The sequence below is a fragment of the Flavobacterium sp. CFBP9031 genome (assembly GCF_034044945.1).
GTDB lineage: Bacteria > Bacteroidota > Bacteroidia > Flavobacteriales > Flavobacteriaceae > Flavobacterium.
Map to the genome: position 1 here is coordinate 228519 of NZ_JAXCWF010000002.1, position 19017 is coordinate 247535.

General features: G+C 33.6%; 13 protein-coding genes. 12 read left to right on the forward strand and 1 reads right to left on the reverse strand.

Annotation, left to right across the window (positions count from 1 at the left end; genetic code table 11):
• Positions 1 to 1757: AsmA-like C-terminal region-containing protein (locus tag SOM12_RS04540; RefSeq protein ID WP_320492553.1), on the forward strand; the 1757-nt coding region annotated here is incomplete at its 5' end.
• Positions 1758 to 1872: 115 nt separating this feature from the next.
• Here the strand turns inward: SOM12_RS04540 and SOM12_RS04545 are convergent.
• The gene (locus tag SOM12_RS04545) at positions 1873 to 2739 is read right to left on the reverse strand and encodes an enoyl-CoA hydratase/isomerase family protein (protein ID WP_320492554.1); all 867 of its coding nucleotides are present in this window, start codon (positions 2737 to 2739) and stop codon (positions 1873 to 1875) included.
• 159 nt (positions 2740 to 2898) lie between these two features.
• Between SOM12_RS04545 and SOM12_RS04550 the strand changes: the two genes are divergently transcribed.
• The 11 genes from SOM12_RS04550 (at position 2899) to SOM12_RS04600 (ending at position 19005) form a co-directional block, all read left to right on the forward strand.
• Positions 2899 to 3468, forward strand: coding sequence for a Crp/Fnr family transcriptional regulator (locus SOM12_RS04550; RefSeq protein ID WP_320492555.1), 570 nt, complete (start codon positions 2899 to 2901; stop codon positions 3466 to 3468).
• A 624-nt stretch (positions 3469 to 4092) separates the two neighbouring features.
• Positions 4093 to 4857: an SDR family oxidoreductase gene (locus SOM12_RS04555; RefSeq protein WP_320492556.1), complete on the forward strand. Its 765-nt coding sequence runs from the start codon at positions 4093 to 4095 to the stop codon at positions 4855 to 4857.
• A gap of 18 nt (positions 4858 to 4875) precedes the next feature.
• On the forward strand, positions 4876 to 5790 hold the full coding sequence (locus tag SOM12_RS04560) for a helix-turn-helix transcriptional regulator (protein WP_320492557.1): 915 nt from the start codon (positions 4876 to 4878) through the stop codon (positions 5788 to 5790).
• Between the two features lie 266 nt (positions 5791 to 6056).
• On the forward strand, positions 6057 to 6956 hold the full coding sequence (locus tag SOM12_RS04565; RefSeq protein WP_320492558.1) for a helix-turn-helix transcriptional regulator: 900 nt from the start codon (positions 6057 to 6059) through the stop codon (positions 6954 to 6956).
• Positions 6957 to 7042: 86 nt separating this feature from the next.
• The gene (locus SOM12_RS04570) at positions 7043 to 7855 is read left to right on the forward strand and encodes an SDR family oxidoreductase (protein WP_320492559.1); all 813 of its coding nucleotides are present in this window, start codon (positions 7043 to 7045) and stop codon (positions 7853 to 7855) included.
• A 519-nt stretch (positions 7856 to 8374) separates the two neighbouring features.
• Positions 8375 to 11464, forward strand: a complete 3090-nt coding sequence (locus tag SOM12_RS04575) for a T9SS type A sorting domain-containing protein (protein ID WP_320492560.1) — start codon at positions 8375 to 8377, stop codon at positions 11462 to 11464.
• A 445-nt stretch (positions 11465 to 11909) separates the two neighbouring features.
• Positions 11910 to 12122 (forward strand): hypothetical protein, encoded by a 213-nt coding sequence (locus tag SOM12_RS04580; RefSeq protein ID WP_320492561.1) that lies wholly within the window; start codon positions 11910 to 11912, stop codon positions 12120 to 12122.
• A 3-nt stretch (positions 12123 to 12125) separates the two neighbouring features.
• Positions 12126 to 12845: an imm11 family protein gene (locus SOM12_RS04585; protein ID WP_320492562.1), complete on the forward strand. Its 720-nt coding sequence runs from the start codon at positions 12126 to 12128 to the stop codon at positions 12843 to 12845.
• 748 nt (positions 12846 to 13593) lie between these two features.
• A complete protein-coding gene (locus SOM12_RS04590; RefSeq protein WP_320492563.1) occupies positions 13594 to 14136 on the forward strand; it encodes an RNA polymerase sigma factor in 543 nt (180 codons plus the stop codon).
• Positions 14137 to 14223: 87 nt separating this feature from the next.
• A complete protein-coding gene (locus tag SOM12_RS04595) occupies positions 14224 to 15279 on the forward strand; it encodes a FecR family protein (protein ID WP_320492564.1) in 1056 nt (351 codons plus the stop codon).
• Positions 15280 to 15441: 162 nt separating this feature from the next.
• The gene (locus SOM12_RS04600; protein WP_320492565.1) at positions 15442 to 19005 is read left to right on the forward strand and encodes a SusC/RagA family TonB-linked outer membrane protein; all 3564 of its coding nucleotides are present in this window, start codon (positions 15442 to 15444) and stop codon (positions 19003 to 19005) included.
• The last annotated feature ends 12 nt before the right edge of the window (positions 19006 to 19017 follow it).

Genomic DNA, 19017 nt, shown 5'->3' on the forward strand with positions numbered 1-19017 from the left:
CGGAAGCTCTTGGCAATTTTGTTCGAGGACGATTCGAACTCCATAAGTTATATCCTTTTACTGTAGATACCGAATTGGAATCTAAAATCAATCTGGCAGAAGTGCACAAATTTTATCCTCTAGATAGTTTAGAAGTTAAAGGAGATTTAAATTTAAAAGCAAGCATGCATGGAATTTTAAACCGCAAACAGAAAAAATATCCATCCTCAAAAGCAGTGGCAAGTATTAAGAATGGGTATTTGAAATCACTCAAATTTCCTAATATGCCAGTTGAAAATATAAATCTAAATGCTGCGGTCGTAAGTGAAAGAGGTACCGGAGAAGATTTAAATGTGAAATTGCAGCAAGCAGAATTTGTTCTGGCAGGATCGCCTTTTAAAGTGCAGGGAGAGGTTAGTAATCTTTACGATTTGGTTTACAATATAAAAACTCAGGGGACATTGGATGTTGGTAAATTAACCCAGATATTCCCCATTAAAGATTTGAGCATTTCGGGAGTTATCCAGACCAATCTTATTGCTAAAGGATCTAAAAAAGATATAGATGCGAAAAATTATGAGAATATTAAAAATGGAGGTAAGCTCGAAGCACGAAATTTAGTGATTAAAAGCGCTATGTTTCCTGAACCCTTTGAGATTTCTAAAGGAACATTTAAGTTTTTTAAAGATAAGATGCGCTTTGAAGAATTTAATGTCACTTATGGTAAATCTGATATTGTATTAAATGGATACATCCATAATATTTTAAGATATGTTTTTAATAGAAAATATCTACGCGAGTCTAACGAAAAGCTCAAAGCAGATATTAATCTATCGAGCAGTCAGATTGATGCAAACGAGTTTTTTGATATGATTGCAAAGTATACAGACCAGAAAGCCGAAGAAGAAGCAGCTCAAAAAACAGATTCTATACCTGTAAATGCAGTTGCTAAAAACAGTAATGCAAAGAATAAAAACTACGTAATTAGAATTCCTAACAGCGCCGATCTAAAAATCGCGGCAAAAGTCAATAATCTTCAATTTGATACTTATAAGATTAAAGATTTTGTTGGAACTCTAGTGGTTAATGATCGTAAAGTTCAGGTAACAGAAGCCGCTTTTAATATGGCAGGAACTAAAATAGCCATGACCGGTGATTATAAAGCGCTGCATCGCCGTTTAGCAAAGTACAATGCAAATTTTAAAGCTAGCAATTTTGATATCCAACGCGCTTATGCTGAGATTCCGATTTTTGCCGAATTGGTAAGTATGGCTAAAGATGCCTATGGATTGGTATCGGTTGATTACCAGCTAGGAGGAAGTATCGATCAGAATATGGATATTGACTTTAAATCTATTGAAGGCGAAGGAACATTGACCCTAGAGGATATTAAATTTAAAAATTTCAAGATTTTAAACCACGTAGCCAAAAAAGCAGATGCTGCAGATTTGGAGAAAGCAACTTTTAATAAAATTGCCATTCATTCGGCCATAAAGAATAATGTAATGACTATAACGCCGACAACCATGAAAATGGCTGGTTTTAGGGCGAAGCTTGAAGGGCAAGTTACTATGGATGGTAAAATAAATGTCGGATTTCGCTTGGGGCTGCCTCCAATGGGACTTATAAATATTCCGATGAAAATTACCGGAACGGCAGATGATTTCGAAATTTCAACCGGTAAATTCAAAGAGGATAAAACTTTCGAAGAAAAAACAGAACTCAAAAAACTTCAGCCAGAATATAGAAGATCAAGAGAAAAAGATACGTTGAATTAAATACGATCAGAATAATTTTTAAATTATTAGAAAATTAGAGGTGATTTTTTAATTATGAATGGATAACTAAAAAGCTCCTGAATAAACAGGAGCTTTTGTTAGATACTTGACCTCGCTAAATGTTATTTAAGATTTTTTCAAGTTGACGTTCACCTTCGATTGTCTGTGCACCTTTTTCCATCGAAGCAATCATTCTGGCAGCAGCAGCAGGTTCGCCAAACACCTTGCCTAGCATATTGCTTTCTGTGGTAATTCCATTTGTGTTGTGAAAAGCGGCGTTCACTGCATTTTTTGCAGCATCAATAACACCAGGAAGAAGGGAAGCCATGCGGGTTGCAAGGGTTGATACAAATGAATCAATCTCTTCCTCTGGAATTGCCCTGTTTATTATGCCGTATTTTTCAGCCGTTGCCGAATCATGCAGTTCTGCACCTAAAATTACCTCTAGCGCCCTTGACCTTCCTGCCAGTTTACTCAAGTATTGTGTTCCGCCTCCTCCGGGAATGATACCCATCAGTACTTCCGGCTGGGCAAGCCAGGTTTTTCCAGACACTGCAAAACGCATATCAAGGGCCATAGCCAATTCATTACCGCCGCCTCTTGCAAATCCCGATAGTTTAGCAATAGTTATTTGGGGAAGGTTGCGAAGGCGCTCATGAAGTTGCTGCATTGGGTTAAGTAAAGGATCTCCTTTACTGTCTGCCAGATTCATAAAGGAGGCCGGATCAGTTACAAAATTCATATCTCCATGAGCAATAAAAAACTCCGGGTTACTGCTTTGAAATACGATTACCTTTACTAAGTTATCTAAAGCCACCTTTTCTGCAAATTCTTTAAGTTCTGAAATTAGAACGGCATTTAGAACATTAATTGGAGGATTATTAAATGTAAGATATGCTACACCATGTAGAAGTTCTACCTCCATCAATTTATAGTTTTGGTATTGGGCTGGTTTGTTGTGAATTTCTTTTTCTGTATTCATTTTAGATGATTTAATTGTTTAAAAAACTTATACAAAATTGATTATTTTAAAAGATTAAAAAGCGGACATTTGTCTTCATTATTTAGGGACAAATGTCCCTTTCAGAAATTCTTTTGACTGCATTATTAGAAAATTATTATTTTTGATTAAAAAATATAAATGTTTGAAATCTTAAAAAAGCGGATGGAAGAAATCATGTGTATATCTGTAGAGGACATGCAGGGTTTGAAAGATATCCATCAAACAAAAAAAGTGAGGAAAGGACAAATCCTGCTCTCTGAAGGACAGGTATGCACACTGACATATTACATTGTAAAGGGCTGCTTGAGAGTATACCGTATTGATCAGAATGGAGAGGAGCATGTCCTGAAATTCGGAATAGAAAACTGGTGGATAAACGATGGGGAAAGTTTTAGTACCAAGGAACCGTCAAAAAGTTACATTCAAGCGCTGGAAGACAGTGATTTGATACTATTTGAGGAATCTCATTTTTCCAGACTTATACCGTCAGCACCTTCTTTACAGAAATTTGTAGAAGAAAAAACCACCAGAAGCTTTATTGCGAGCACAGAACGAATATATGAACAGATGAGTTTAAGTGCGGAAACCAGATACAATAATTTTATAAAAAAATATCCTAATATTTTCAATAGAGTCCCTCTTCATATGATTGCCTCGTATTTGGGTGTATCAAAAAAAACGCTAAGCAGGATTAGATCAAAAGTGTGATTTTGGGAGATGCTCAGCTGCTGAGGTTTCAACTTATTTCTTTTTAAAGTTAATGCCGTTACATAATTATATACCTCTTTTGATCGATACTTAAATTTGCAAATACAAGACAAACTTTAAATTTAGCTCAATACTTCTACTGGGAGAAAAATGTGGTGATGGCTGTAAGTTTTTTTTATGATATATGCGACAGTGGATACTTTTGAAAATGGTTTTCTAAAAGTTTAGAGAGAATAAAATTAAGCAGCTGGGGCTTTACATATCAACTGCAATGTGTTGTACAGATATTAAAAAATTCTGAGAGATGCGGCAGAACCATTCAGGGAAAAACAATAGATTAACTTCTGTGTGCTGGTTTTATTTTAATTAGAGACCCGCTTGGAAATATTTTACCGCGATTTAGACAGAATGAATCGCTTGGTTTAAGGAATTTTGAATTGTAATTATAAACATAGGAAGAGAATAAAAAAGTATATAAAGAGTTAGACAAACTGAAGTTACAGTAGTAGACATAAGGGATAGTAGATTGCTATTATAAAATGGCTACAACATTCAATATTTTGGCTACGTAGCTAAGGCTGGATATGCAGAACTTTGCTATGTAAAATTTTAAATAAATAAGTTATGTCAACTAAAAGTAAAATTGCATTAGTAACAGGAGGAAGCCGTGGACTTGGCAGAGATATGATTGTCAATCTTGCTAAAAACGGAAACAATATTATTTTTACCTATCACAGTAATAAGAGCGAAGCTGATAAGGTTGTTTCTGAGGTGTTATCGCTTGGACAAAAGGCTGTCGCGTACCCATTGGACCTTGGTAACATAAAAACCTTTGACAGTTTCGTGCAACAGGTGAGTGAGTATTTATCGGAACATGCAGGCTCGCCAAACTTTGATTACTTGATTAATAATGCCGGCGTAGGCCTATACGGTTCTGTAACGGATACTACTGAGGATGTATTTGACACCCTGATGAATATCCATTTTAAAGGAGTTTATTTCTTAACACAGAAATTACTTCCCCTAATTAATGATGGGGGTAGAATCATAAATATATCATCTGGCTTAACCAGGTTTACTTTTCCCAATGTTTCTGCTTATGCAAGCATGAAAGGAGCAATCGAAACCTACACAAGATCTTTGGCTAAGGAATTAGGCAGCAGGCAAATTACAGCTAACAGCATTGCTCCCGGTGCTATTGCAACTGATTTTGGAGGAGGTTCAACAAAATCTGATAAAAACAAAAGAAATGCAGTAGCATCAATCACAGCATTAGGACGTGTTGGCGAACCTGAGGATATTGGGGGAGTAGTTGCTTTCCTTTGTACTTCTGAAGCTGGGTGGGTTAACGCACAAAGAATTGAGCTCTCTGGAGGAATGATGGTTTAATATTTGTAAATTGGTAATATGATTCAACATCAGGTACATAGGGTAAAATCAATTGCTGAGTTTCATAAAATGAAGGGGCTGCCTTCGCCTCAGCACCCTCTAATCAGTTTATTTGATTATGAAACTTTTGAATGCTCCAATGATATCAACCACAAAAATTTTGTATTTGACTTCTATCATATTTCTATAAAGCGCAGCATTGATGCTAAATTTAAATATGGTCAAAGTCATTACGATTTCGATGATGGAGTTATGTTTTTTATAGCTCCGAATCAGGTTTTTGGCATTGAAAAGATTGAAGAATTGGCCAGCAGTAAAAGTGGATGGGTGCTCATGATACATCCTGATTTTTTATGGAATACTCCGCTGGCAAAAAATATAAGCCAGTATGAATTCTTTAATTATGCTGTAAATGAAGCGTTGTTTCTTTCTGAAAAGGAAGAAGCAACGCTTAATGCTATCGTGAAAAATATTGAACAGGAATATAAGGCTAATATCGATAAATTTAGCCAAAGCATAATTGTTTCCCAGTTGGAAACGATGCTTAACTATTCCGAGCGTTTTTATCAGAGGCAATTTTTAACACGTGGAGTAAGTAGCCATAAGATTTTAGATAATGTGGAAAAAATCATCGAAGAATATTTTAGTAATGAAAAAACATCTGGTCTCCCTACGGTTCAAGTTGTGGCTCAATCCCTGAATATATCTCCTATGTATTTAAGCAGTTTATTAAAATCAGTAACTGGTCTGACAACTCAGCAGCATATTCACGAAAAACTGATCCAAAAAGCCAAAGAAAAATTATCGACTACAGAACTGACAGTTTCTGAAATAGCTTTTCAATTAGGATTTGAACACAGTCAGAGCTTCTCTAAATTATTTAAAAATAAAACAAATATATCGCCTGTAAAATTCAGAAGTTTATTTAAATGATGGCAGCACAACTTATCATCTAAATAAAAACTGAATATGCAAATAAAAGCGACACATAAATTTAAGGTGCATTTTGTAATTTTGTATTGAAAAAAGTTATCCCTTCCAAATGTGACGCTCTACAATTTTGCCGCAAAACTCTGCCTTGTAAAATATCTTTTAAAAAGGCCTTAACTTTCTAAGGCAAAAAAGGCAGCCATTGTATAATATTGTTTTTAATTAAGCATTTTACTTAGACAAACATTCGATTTTTGTAACTTTGAGAAATGATGAGATCCGAAACATTAGAAGATTTTTACAGTGAACTTTACATTACAATTCCCTCAAACCTCAAATTTGAGACAGGTCATTTCAATGTCTTTAAATTTAATGGTCCAACAGGATGCCTTATAAGTCCAATTCCTTATAATCGAAGGGAATATTTTAAGATAAGTCTCATAATCGGTAGAAACAAGGTGCACTATGCTGATCAGACTATTGTTATTGAAAAGCAGGCGTTGTTGTTTGCAAATCCTCATGTGCCTTACAGCTGGGAACAGATCAGCGAGGATCAAAAAGGATATTCCTGTGTTTTTACAGGTACTTTTTTTCATCATTTTGGAAATCCGAAAGATTACTCCGTATTTAAGCCTAATGCTGTACCGGTTGTTGAGCTTTCTGATGAACAGTTAGAAAGAGCCGAACAGCTTTTTGCAGAAATGTATGCTGATTGGGAATCCCAATATGCTTATAAGTTTGACAGGATGCGAATACTAGTTTTCGAACTTCTGCATATAGGTGTAAAGGCACAGCCGGTTAAGGAAATTGAGATAAGTAACTCGAATGCGTCGAAGAAAATTACAAAAGAATTTTTAGAACTGCTCGAGAGGCAGTTTACCGATGAATATAAAGAAGGTATAATGCAGTTACGTTCTGCTTCAGATTTTGCTGAGCATTTGTCAATACATGTCAACCATTTGAATAAAGCACTACGCGAAACTATAGGTAAGCGAACATCGGCAGTAGTGCATGAGAGGATTATATTGGAAGCAAAAATTTTATTGAAGCATGGATCAAAAGATGTATCTGAAATTGCATTTTTTTTAGGTTTTAAAGAAAATACACATTTTAATAATTTTTTCAAGAAACACACAGGATTAAGTCCTAAACAGTTTCGCGCTATTTGATTTTTGTAATTATCAGATTGTTTTTTGTTAGCTGACCCCTGTCCCTGCATATAATTTTGTATCAATAATTTTAAATCGATACAATAATGTCAAAAACAATTTTTATTACAGGAGCTTCATCAGGAATTGGAAAAGCTACGGCTCTTTTTTTTGCAGCTAAAGGCTGGAAAGTAATTGCTACTATGCGTAAACCTGAAGCTGCAGCAGATCTAGCTGAAAACAGCAATATTACCCTGCTTCCTTTAGATGTCACAAATCCTGAGCAGATGCAGAAGACAGTTAAAAGGGCACAGGAATTGGGCCAGATCGATGTGGTTCTTAATAATGCGGGTTATGGAACAGTCGGCCCGCTGGAAGGAACTTCTGATGTAGAGCTGCAGCAAATTATACAAACTAATTTTACCGGAGTTATACAATTGACAAAAGCTTTTCTTCCTCATTTTAGAGAAAATAAAGGCGGGATGTTTATTACTATTTCGTCAATAGGAGGATTAGTTGCCTACCCCTTCTTTTCTTTATATCATGCAACTAAATGGGCAATTGAAGGCTGGACTGAAAGTATGGCGTTTGAATTGAATCAACTTGGCCTCCAGATAAAGACTGTTCAGCCGGGACCTACAAAAACTGATTTTGTCGGCCGTTCTTTAGTTGTGCCTGAGCATCCTGCATATGATGAATTTTTTGATAATTTCAAAAAAATATTCTTCAGTGATGAGGTTATAGGCAATCTGGCACCAGTCGAAACGGTCTCAGAAGTTATTTATGAGGCAGCGACTGATGGTAAAAATCAACTGCGTTATTTGGTTGGAGAAGTTGCTAATGATGATTACAAAAAGCGTTTGGAATTAGGCGCAGAAGAATTTCATCAGAATTTGGAAAAAGCATTTTTTAGTAAATAAAATATTAATACAAGTAACAGGCAGTATCTTGCAGCTTTTTGGGATGGGCTAAAAAAAATGCAGTGAAGTTAAGGGTGCAGAAATGCACCCTTAACTATTTTTTATAAAAATCTAATTTTCAGATTAGTGAGGATTTTTAAAAACCGCCTTAGTATCTTGTGTGAAATAAGGTATGAATTGTACAAAATGATTTGCCATGATTGTCGCACTAAACTCAAAATTTATCAAACGACACAAAAGCTTTAAAAATCTAGATTTCTCAGTTTTTTGCATTGATCTTGCAGCCCTAACAGGACAATTCTCGAATCATTTTCTTGATGATTTGAAGAAAATAAAAATCACTGAATACTAAATTTTCTGGTTCTAAATATCTGGGATAATCTCCTTTGAAATTTTTAAAAATATAATTGCAGATGTTTTTTTGATTAAAACATTTTTTGATTTCTTTAACAGTCTATGTAAGATAGTAGTTAATATTCTATATATTTGAGGAGCTTTAATATTAACAAAACATTACCTATGAAAATAAAACTACTTTATTTAATATTCTTTGTCAGCGTATCTTCTTTTGCCCAACAATACACCCTGATTCCCGATGCATATTTTGAGGCAGAACTAATCCGTCAGGGAATTGATTCAGGCACACCAGATGGTAAAGTTTTAACTTCAAAAATAAACACCCTGACTACCTTAAATGTTAGGGGAGTCGGTTTCATTGCCGATTTAACCGGGATTCAGGATTTCACTGCTTTAAAATCTTTGTTTTGTGATAGCAATCAATTAACGTCTTTAGATGTTTCCGAGAATACCGCTTTAACCTACTTGAGTTTTGGAAGCAATTACTTAACAACTATAGACGTTTCCAAGAATACTGCTTTAACAGAGTTACGTTGTTATCATAACCTACTAACAGTTTTAGATGTTTCTAAGAATACTTCTTTAACAATTTTACATTGTTATAATAATCAACTAAAGAACTTAGATCTTTCCAAGAATACTGCTTTGACATATCTAGATTGTTCTGATAATCAATTGGTAAGTCTTAATTTGAAAAATGGAAATAATTCTAAATTATCGACCAATAGTGCCTTTGATAGTAATAGCTTAAGCTGTATTCAGGTAGATAATGTGGCTTATTCTACTGCCAATTGGACAGCCAAAGATGCTGAGGCAAGTTATAGTTTAGACTGCTCAGCTTTTGTTCAATATACCCTTATTCCTGATGTGAATTTTGAGAAGAAGCTGATTTATTTAGGAATTGATTTTGGAGCAGTTGATGGAAAAGTGCCAACAGCTAAGATTGCTGCATTAACTTCTTTAGATGTCTCAAGCAGTTCTATTACTAATTTAGCTGGAATTCAAGATTTTACGGCTTTACAGTTTTTAAATTGTAATGGCAATCAATTAACGTCTTTAGATGTGTCCAAGAATATTGCTTTAACAAGATTATATTGTGAATCGAATCAATTAACGAGTTTAAATGTTTCTAAGAATACCGCTTTAGAGCAATTAACGTGCTATTCCAACAAATTAACAGCTTTAGATGTTTCGAATAGTTTAGCTCTGACATTGCTGTATTGTTATTCTAATCAATTAACGGCTTTGGATGTTTCTAAGAATACGGCTTTAATAGAATTATACTGTTATTCCAATCAATTGGCAAGCTTAAATGTTTCGCAAAATGTTTCGCTGACAGAACTAAGATGCCATAATAATCAATTAATAAGTTTTGATGTTTCTAAAAGCAGTGTTTTAACCAAATTATATTGTTATTCCAACCAGCTAAAAACTTTAGATGTTTCTAAGAATACTGCTTTAACCGACCTGTATTGCTATTCTAATCAATTAACAGATTTAGATGTTTCTAAGAATATGGGTTTAAGAAATATAGACTGCAGTTCGAATCAGTTAACGAGTTTAAATTTGAAGAATGGACGCAATGAATATCTCAATACCAAAAACTTTAAAAGTAACCCTGATTTAGGATGCATTCAGGCAGATAGCGATTATTATTCGAATAACACTTGGAAGTCATATAAGGACGCTTCTGCAAGTTATAGCAGAGATTGCTCAGCATACACCTTTATTCCTGATGTGAATTTTGAAAAGAAGTTAATCTCATTAGGAATTGATTTTGGAACTCCTGACGGAAAAGTGTTAACATCCAACGTTTATTGGTTAAACGACTTGGATGTTTCCTCCAGTTCTATTAGTGATTTAACCGGAATTCAAGATTTTAGAAATTTACAGACTTTACATTGTGAAAATAATCAATTAACGAGTTTGTATATTGCTAATAGTTTTGCTTTGGTAGAATTATATTGTCATCAGAATCAAATAACGGCTTTAGATGTTTCAAAGAATGCCGGTTTAGTATATTTAGTTTGTTATTCTAATCAATTAACGGCTTTAGATGTTTCTAAAAATATTAGATTAACAAAGTTAGATTGTTATGATAATCAATTAACGGCTTTAGATGTTTCTAAGAATACCAGCTTAGGAACTTTTTATTGCTATAATAATAAATTAAGAAGTCTAAATATGCAGAATGGAAAGAATGCTTGGTTTGTAAGCACCAATAACTTTACAAACAACCCTGATTTAACCTGCATTCAGGTGGATAATGCTAGTTATTCTACCGCAAATTGGGCTACAGCCAAAGATGCTACTGCAAGTTATTCGCATAGTTGCCCTGCCGTTATTGAAGTTAACGGTGAGTTCGAGAACAAGTTAATCGCTTTAGGGATTGATACTGTTAAAGACGGTTCTGTTTTATTGTCCAGCATAAAAAATGTAACCAGTTTAGATATTTCCAATTCCGGTATTACCAGTTTATCAGGTATCCAATATTTTTCAAACCTGGAAACCTTAAACTGTCAAGGAAATTTATTGACTTCAATAGATGTATCTTCTAACACGGCACTGAAATATTTAGATTGTTCAAAGAATCCACTATCGATTTTAGATGTTTCTAAAAACACCCAGCTTACAGAACTGTATTGTGATGGTATGGTAACAACCAATAAAAAAATCAATGCCAAAACCAGCGTTTCTAATCAACTAACGGCCTTAGATGTTTCTAAAAATGTATGGTTGACTAAATTGAGTTGTTCTAACAATCTAATAGTAAGTTTAGACCTTTCTCAGAATACTCTTCTTACAGATGTGAATTGTTCCAATAATAAATTGATCTCTTTGAATTTAAACAATGGAAAAAATAGCAAACTAGCTACTGTCAATTTCAAAACAAATGCTTCACTATCCTGTATTCAGGTAGATGATGCTGCTTATGCTAATGCCAATTGGTCAACAGCCAAAGATGCATTAGCAATTTATTCGAAAACAACTTGCACTTTAGGAATCGAAGATTTAATTTTTGACAAAATCGCCATTTATCCTAATCCGACCAAAGGAGAATTACATATTGACAACATTGTGCTAGAAAAGGCAAATGTGTACGAAACATCAGGAAAGTTGGTAAAAACTGTCAAATTTGCTAATGGCTCAAACACTAACAGCATCAATTTATCAGGATTCCCAAAAGGAATTTATTATGTGTATTTAGAAAGTGAAGGTTATGCTGTTGCTAGAAAAATAATTGTCGAGTAAATTAAAAAGCAAAAGGCATTTTACCATAACGGGATTCGAACCTTGTTCTGCTGCAAACACTGTAATTTATATGTTCTGCAAAATTGAAGTTGCTAGAATCGAACCACAAAAAAACCTGAGAAATATAGATTTCTCAGGTTTTATATTTTTTTAGTAGCCCTAACGGGACAATTTTCGAACCATTTTGTAACTGATCTTAAGAAATTGAATGTTGTTATTAAATTTAAATTTAAAACAACCTAATTGTTGTATGGTTTCTCTTTCGGATTACTATTATAGATTTTAAAGTCAGAGAAGGCGCTGACTCATATGTTAATATTTCTATTTTTTTTTATGATTTGGGTTATTATATTATTTTTACAAAATAATACTTCATATTATCCCATAGGCAAAAAGTAACAGTCCTGTTATTAAAAAAGCTGCTAAATCTGGAAATACACTTCATATGAATGAAGGACTAAATGGTATACCTTTAAACAATACAATTTATAGTGGGAGTCATGCAAGATATGACGCTATAATACAAAGTTATTTGGATGCAGTTCCTGCAAATGCAACACCAGATCAAGCCTATAGTGCTGTTTTAAATATTGTAAACAAAGTAAAGACTGCGATAGCAAATAACCCAGGGGTTCACATAAATCAATTAAATTTTTAATAAATGAAATTTTATAGTATAAAAAGTTCACTTAATTCTAAAGTGTTAGGGCATTATCCTCAAGTGAAAGATATTAAATACAATTGTGATGTTTGGGATGAACCCAAGTTTATAGAACATACTCATTTTGCTAAAATTAATTTTGTACCTATTACAGCCAATGCTATTTTACACGATAAGGCAAAAATCACAGATTTAATAAATGTATCAGGAATGGGATTTACTAATAAATTATTAGTTAGTAATAAATTAAAGGGCATTTTCGAACATTATAGAAAAACAGGATTACAATTTTATGAATCAAATTTAATACACAAGAATCATGAAGTTGATAATTATTGGGTATTGAATTTCTTTGAATCTGGTATGCATTTTATAAACTTTAATAGTTCGCAAATATATTTAACAGAAAATACATTTGATAAAGTAAGAGAGTTAGATATCAAAAATTTTAATGAATATCTCAATATGAAAGAAATTATTGATGAAGAAGGTTATCCCAAAGGGATTTTTATAGAGAAGTTTACGTTAGTAAATAACGTTGATGAGGATTTTTTCTTTTTAACAAATGTGCAAGGAGGTGTCAGTTATATTGTCTCAGAAAAACTAAAGATAAATTTAGAGGAGGAAAATTGTACAGGAATTGAATTTATGCCAATAGAGATTCAATTATCAGAATGGCTTCACGGTGGAGAACGTGATAAAATATATGGAAGTACTTAGGATATCTGTAAAGAAAAATATTACAACCATCTGAAAGAATTTACCATGTGCCCCCGATATATGATAGCGCTACTCAAGCGGCTCATTTCTCGTTCCTCTAATTAATCAGATCAGTATATTTATCCTTATGCCCTCTACATCAAAACTCGTCGGCAATGATTTCTAAAAATTTGGTAAAAAAAGAAAGAGAAAGACAGTACTAATTACTTTTAACCGAATATAACTTACAACGATAGCGCAGATTTGTAATCTGTGCCCGCAAAGAGAATCATAAAGGTATAAACGAGGAAAACACCAACTTTTTCAAGTGGTGTTTTGTCTTAGTAGCGGGAAGCATTCAAATATCTAACCAATTTATAAAATTATATCGTTTAAAATCATACTTAAAAAAGAATTATAAGCACCTCCAGATGCCAGAATACTGACGAGCAAAAATAAATTTTTCATAATTAAATGTATTTTAAAATTGTAAGGAATAAAATCACGTGTTTTTCAAAGTAAAACACATGATTTTATCAAATAGAATCAATTTTAAGATCTTTACAACTTTTTAAAATATAGTTTAATAAATCTATATTATTAATTATAATTCTGTACATTGATGTTAAGAGTGTTAAAATGTAGTATTATTTTTTCTTATTGCGGAAAAAGCTGCAAAGTTTGAAATAAAAATGAAATTTTTATTGATAATTTTTTAATTTTTTTAGTTTTGTGTTGAAAACAACTCCTAAAGGCAAGAGAATCTTCAATGAAGAATGAAAAAAGAGATATTGATTTATGGTATCAGATAAAAAAAGGAGATATTCACGCTTATCATCAATTATATGATCGGTATATAAATGCACTTTTTACGTTTGGCATGCAATACACTAATGACGAGGCCTTAGTGCAGGATGCCATACATGATATTTTTGTCGATCTTCATCGTTACCGTACTACAATTGCAAAAGATGTGGTTGTAAAATCCTATCTTTTCAAAACACTTCAAAATGATATTTTCAAAAAACTAAAATCGCAGACTAAAACCTTGCGTCTTGATATTGTTTCAGAAGGAGAATATCGAACAGATTCTGCCGAAGATGAACTTATCTTTAGCGAAACAACCTTAAATAAAAACGCCAGTTTAGCGTTAGCTTTATCTTCGCTTACCAAAAAACAGCGTTATGCACTTCACCTTCGGTTTAGTGAAGATTTATCTTATGAGGAAATTTCCTCTACTTTAGAAATTAGCTTAGAATCTTGCAGGACTTTGATTTACAGGTCTTTAAAAGAACTTCGGGCTAAACTTTAAAAAAACTTTAAAAAAACATTATTTTTTTTGTCTATGTTTTTGCCTTTTGATTCTTATAGCTAATAGAGAATCTAAAAGAAAAATATTTTGTACCCAAATTTCAAAATTTTACCAAAAAAAGATAAAGCTGATTTAAAAGCGAGAATTGCAGAAAGCATTGCATTCGAAAAACAGCGCAACCGAAGAAAAAGACTCCGCACACTTTCGTGGAGTGTAGCTGCTGTGCTTTTTATAGGCTTAGGAATTTCTGTTGTTTTTAAAAAAGAAGAAAAAGAAATAAGTCCGATTGAGCAATTTGCAAAAAGCAATATAACAGACGGCTCTTCTTTTGAGAAAAGTGATCAGGTTAAACTGGTATTATCCAATCAGGAATCTGTAACAGTTGGTGACAGCTCAACGATTGCTTATGATGCATCAGGAAATAAAGTTAAGGTCAATAATAAGCAGATAAAACAAACAAAATCTCTCGAAGCCCAATACAATACGGTTTTGGTTCCTTACGGAAAAAGAGCGCAGCTTAGTTTGGCCGACGGAACTTTGGTGTGGCTGAATTCTGGTTCTAAATTGATTTATCCTACTTCTTTTGATAAAGGTACAAGAGAGGTATTTCTGGAAGGGGAAGGAATTTTTGATGTGGCGCACAATGCAGCAAAACCATTTTTTGTAAAAGCAGCGAACAATTATAGTGTACGTGTATTAGGAACATTGTTTAATGTAAGCTGTTATGCCAAAGATGCAAAAGTTACAACTGCATTATTAAGAGGAAAAGTGCAGGTGGTTTATGCTAAAAAAGGCTTTTTCAATAATGATACACTTCAAGGCATTCTTAAACCGGGAATGATTGCGGCTTTAGATAAAAAACAGCAAACTATTAAAATGACTGTTCAGAATGTGGAGCCTTTATTTTCATGGAGAAAAGGCTATTATGAATTTTCACAGGAAAAACTTCCATTAGTATTAGACAAGTTAACACGTTATTATAATGTTGATTTTGTCATGAATAAAAAAGTAAGCCAGACCGAAACCTATTCCGGGGCTTTCAAACTTAATGATGATTTAGATAAAGTGGTCAAAACATTAGAAGCCACAACGGGTTTTGAGTTTGTTTATAATGACAAAACCAGAGAAATTACTATTAACTAATTATTAATGACTATAAATTGTGAGTGCCTATGATGTAAGATAAAACCTGAGAATAAAATAATCTAACCAGACCAAAAAAAAAACCAAAAGATGCTCGAACATCTCTTGGCTTATGTAAAATTTTAATTGCACTTGCAATTATCGATAAACTAAAACAAAATTATGAATAAAAATCATGATATAGGCTCTCTATTGCCTAAAAAAATCATCAACCTTACTTTTATTTTATTTATGAGAGTATTCATTTTAGTTCTGTATTTAGGATTAACCAGTATCTACGCCAACGTTGCCAAAGCACAAAATGAAATCTCAGTAAAGGTTCAGGGAGCTTCATTGCAAACACTTTTTACAGCGATTCAGCAAAAAAGCGATTACGTATTTTTTTACAATGATGATTTATTATCTTCTGTTAAAAAAGTAAGTATCAATCAATACGCTACCGTTCCTGAAATTTTAGACACGGCTTTGTATAATACAGGGTTAACTTATACTATTATTGACAAACAAATTGTTATAAAGAAAAATAAAAAAACGCAGCAACAAGTACAAGAAGAATATGAAGTTACAGGAATTGTTACCGATAAAACAGGAAATCCGTTAGTTGGCGTTAATGTTATAGTAGTGGGAAAACAAGCCTGGGATATTACCCGCGAAAAAGGTGATTTCCGAGTAACTTTAGCGGCCAATGATTCACTTCGTTTTGAATATTTAGGTTATAAACCGAGAACAATTGCAATTAACAATCAAAGAAATATAAAAGTTATTTTAAGTCTTGATGTTACCGAGTTAACAGGAGTTGAAGTAGTAGCCTCAAACGGTTATACAGATATTCCTAAAGAAAGGGTAACAGGAGCTTTTGAAGTTATTGGTGCAAAAGAACTTGCACAAGTCCCTACAGTAGATATTGCATCGAGACTGGAAGGAAAAATGGCAGGAGTAAGTGTAGATCCAAGAACAGGTAATATAGCCATTAGAGGAACAAATAGTTATGGAGCAAATTCTCCACTTATCGTTATCGATGGTTTTCCTCAACCTATAAGTGATTTCTATTTAAGTAAAAGAGGAGTTCCCGGACAATCGATCTTAAGTTACATTAATCCGGACGATGTTGAGAGTATTACAGTTTTAAAAGACGCCGCTGCAGCTTCTATCTGGGGTTCTCGTGCTGCCAATGGTGTAATTGTTGTAGTAACAAAAAAAGGTAAAAAAGCAGAGCCTACAATTAATTTCAGCACAACAACTACAGTAGGTGATAAAATCGATTTGAGCAAATTGCGTGTCATGAATACAGCGCAGTATATTGACTATGAAAAAGATTTGGTTGATGGCGGATTTGCAGCAGACGATATTAGCAATTGGCAAGGTAAAAATCCAAGCGCTGCTCAGGAAATTATGTTTCAGCAAAAAAGAGGAACAATTTCATTGGCAGAGAGAGATCAGATGCTGGATAAGCTTTCGCAAAATGATAATCTGGATCAGATTGGCAGATATTTATTAAGAAACTCATTAACCACGCAATATGATTTGTCTGTAAGCGGCGGAAGTGAAAAAAGCACCTATTACTTGTCTTTGGGGTATAATAAAGATGAGGCAGCCATGAGAGGTAATCAATCGAAATCATACAACGTGACTTTAAATAATTCCTTTCAGCTGAAAAGCTTTTTAAAATTAAACACAGGAATAAATTACGTTTCTTCCAGTTTTCAGGCCAATACCGTTGCCAATGAAGCCTTATCCAATGTTTCATCAACCGCATTGCGTCCTTATGATATGATTGCCGATGAAAATGGAAATGGTGTTGACCGTTATATTCTTTTCAGACCAGAAGTTGCGAAAGGATTTGAAAGCCAAGGATATCTGCCATGGTCTTATAATTATCTTGACGAATTAAATTATTCCAATGTAATTACAAAAGGAGCCAACATAAGACTTAATGCCAGTTTAACAGCTACAGTAAACAGTTGGTTAAATTTTGAAGCATCTGGAATGTACACTTCAATTGGCAACAAAACCAAATCTTTGAGCGAGCAGGACAGTTATTATGTTCGAAATATGATCAATGAAGCGACCTCAGTAGATACTGCCGGCAAATTGGTTTATGGTATACCAGTTGGAGCATATTTGTATAATATGACTACATCTAATGAATCTCAAAGCATGCGTTTTCAAATGAATATCAATAAGAATTTCAATGAAAATAATGGATTGCACTTTTTAGCCGGTTCAGAAATCAGAGAAGAACGCAGAGAAGGATCAAGCCAAAGATATTATGGCTATAATACCGATACAAATTCATCACAATCTGTAAACCCGACAACATATTATACTACGATCTACGGTTGGCAGACTTACATTGGAACTTCAGATAATAGCATCAGTAAATACAGAGACCGTTATTTATCGTATTACGGATTAGGGTCTTATGATTTTATGAACAGATACCACATATCTGGAAGTGTACGTTTTGATGATTATAATTTACTTGGAGCTTCCAGAAAAAACAGAGCATTACCATTATGGTCTGTGGGAAGTAAATGGGATATTAATAAAGAATTTTTCTTAAGAGAAGTAAGCTGGCTAGACAATTTATCGGCAAGAGTTACGTATGGTAAATCGGGAAGTGCACCCGGCGGCGGATTCGGAAGTCAAAGTGCTATCATTTCGGTTGGATCTATTGATTTTAATACGCAATTGCCAACAGCTTCTATTTCATTACCGGAAAATCCTGAAATTAAATGGGAAACAACATCGACTCTTAATTTTGGTTTAGATTATGGCGTTTTTAATAATCGCTTACGCGGAAGTGTTGATCTTTATTACAAAAAATCAAAAGATATTTTAACCAATATACCTTATAATCCAACCTATGGCTGGTCTTATTTAAATTACAATACAGGAACACTTGAAGGACACGGAGTTGATGTAAATATTGGAGGACTTATAATCAATAAGGCTTTTAAATGGAACAGTAATTTCAATTTTGCCTATAATACCAACGAAGTAACAGATTCTCGTTTTAAGGCTACATCTACAAACCAGTATTTTGGTTCAAGTCCGATATTGGGTGAAACAATAGGATACCTGTACGCTTATAAGTGGGCTGGTCTGGATGAAACAGGACAATCTACCGTTTCTAAAAAAGATGGTACAATTATAAATGCTTCCCAAGGTATCGCGAATGTTTCTCCGGATGACCTGAAATATATGGGAACTACTGTTGCGCCTTATTTTGGTGGGTTAATGAATGATTTCTCGTATCATAATTTCACATTGGGTGTTCAGGTTACGTATTTCATGGGTCATGTATTTAGAAACACAGTATTACAAAATTATCCTACTTATTCTGGTGCTCAATATGGTGCTGTCGCAAAAGATGAACTTATTGCAGATCGTTGGAGACAAGCCGGAGACGAAGCTGTTACCAATGTTCCGGGATTAACAAATATTAGTTTTAATAGTTTAAACCGTTATCAAATGGCCGATATCAACGTCTTGCCTGCAGATAATATTCGATTACAGCAAATATCATTAGGGTATAATGTTCCTTCAGAATGGCTGGCAAAAACTTTTATAAAGTCGTTAAGCTTCAATTTTGCAGCGAGAAATTTAGGTTTATTATGGGTTAAAAATGACCAGGGTATTGATCCTCAATACTTATCAAATAATAACTATAATACACTTGCACCACAGCGTAATTATACTTTACAGTTTAATTGTAGTTTTTAATTTTAAAAAATA

Bases quoted from the DNA above. Each gene is read 5' to 3' on its own strand.
- SOM12_RS04545 (WP_320492554.1), bottom strand. From the start codon at position 2,739: ATGAATACAGAAAAAGAAATTCACAACAAACCAGCCCAATACCAAAAC.
- SOM12_RS04550 (WP_320492555.1), top strand. From the start codon at position 2,899: ATGTTTGAAATCTTAAAAAAGCGGATGGAAGAAATCATGTGTATATCT.
- SOM12_RS04555 (WP_320492556.1), top strand. From the start codon at position 4,093: ATGTCAACTAAAAGTAAAATTGCATTAGTAACAGGAGGAAGCCGTGGA.
- SOM12_RS04560 (WP_320492557.1), top strand. From the start codon at position 4,876: ATGATTCAACATCAGGTACATAGGGTAAAATCAATTGCTGAGTTTCAT.
- SOM12_RS04565 (WP_320492558.1), top strand. From the start codon at position 6,057: ATGATGAGATCCGAAACATTAGAAGATTTTTACAGTGAACTTTACATT.
- SOM12_RS04570 (WP_320492559.1), top strand. From the start codon at position 7,043: ATGTCAAAAACAATTTTTATTACAGGAGCTTCATCAGGAATTGGAAAA.
- SOM12_RS04575 (WP_320492560.1), top strand. From the start codon at position 8,375: ATGAAAATAAAACTACTTTATTTAATATTCTTTGTCAGCGTATCTTCT.
- SOM12_RS04580 (WP_320492561.1), top strand. From the start codon at position 11,910: ATGAATGAAGGACTAAATGGTATACCTTTAAACAATACAATTTATAGT.
- SOM12_RS04585 (WP_320492562.1), top strand. From the start codon at position 12,126: ATGAAATTTTATAGTATAAAAAGTTCACTTAATTCTAAAGTGTTAGGG.
- SOM12_RS04590 (WP_320492563.1), top strand. From the start codon at position 13,594: ATGAAGAATGAAAAAAGAGATATTGATTTATGGTATCAGATAAAAAAA.
- SOM12_RS04600 (WP_320492565.1), top strand. From the start codon at position 15,442: ATGAATAAAAATCATGATATAGGCTCTCTATTGCCTAAAAAAATCATC.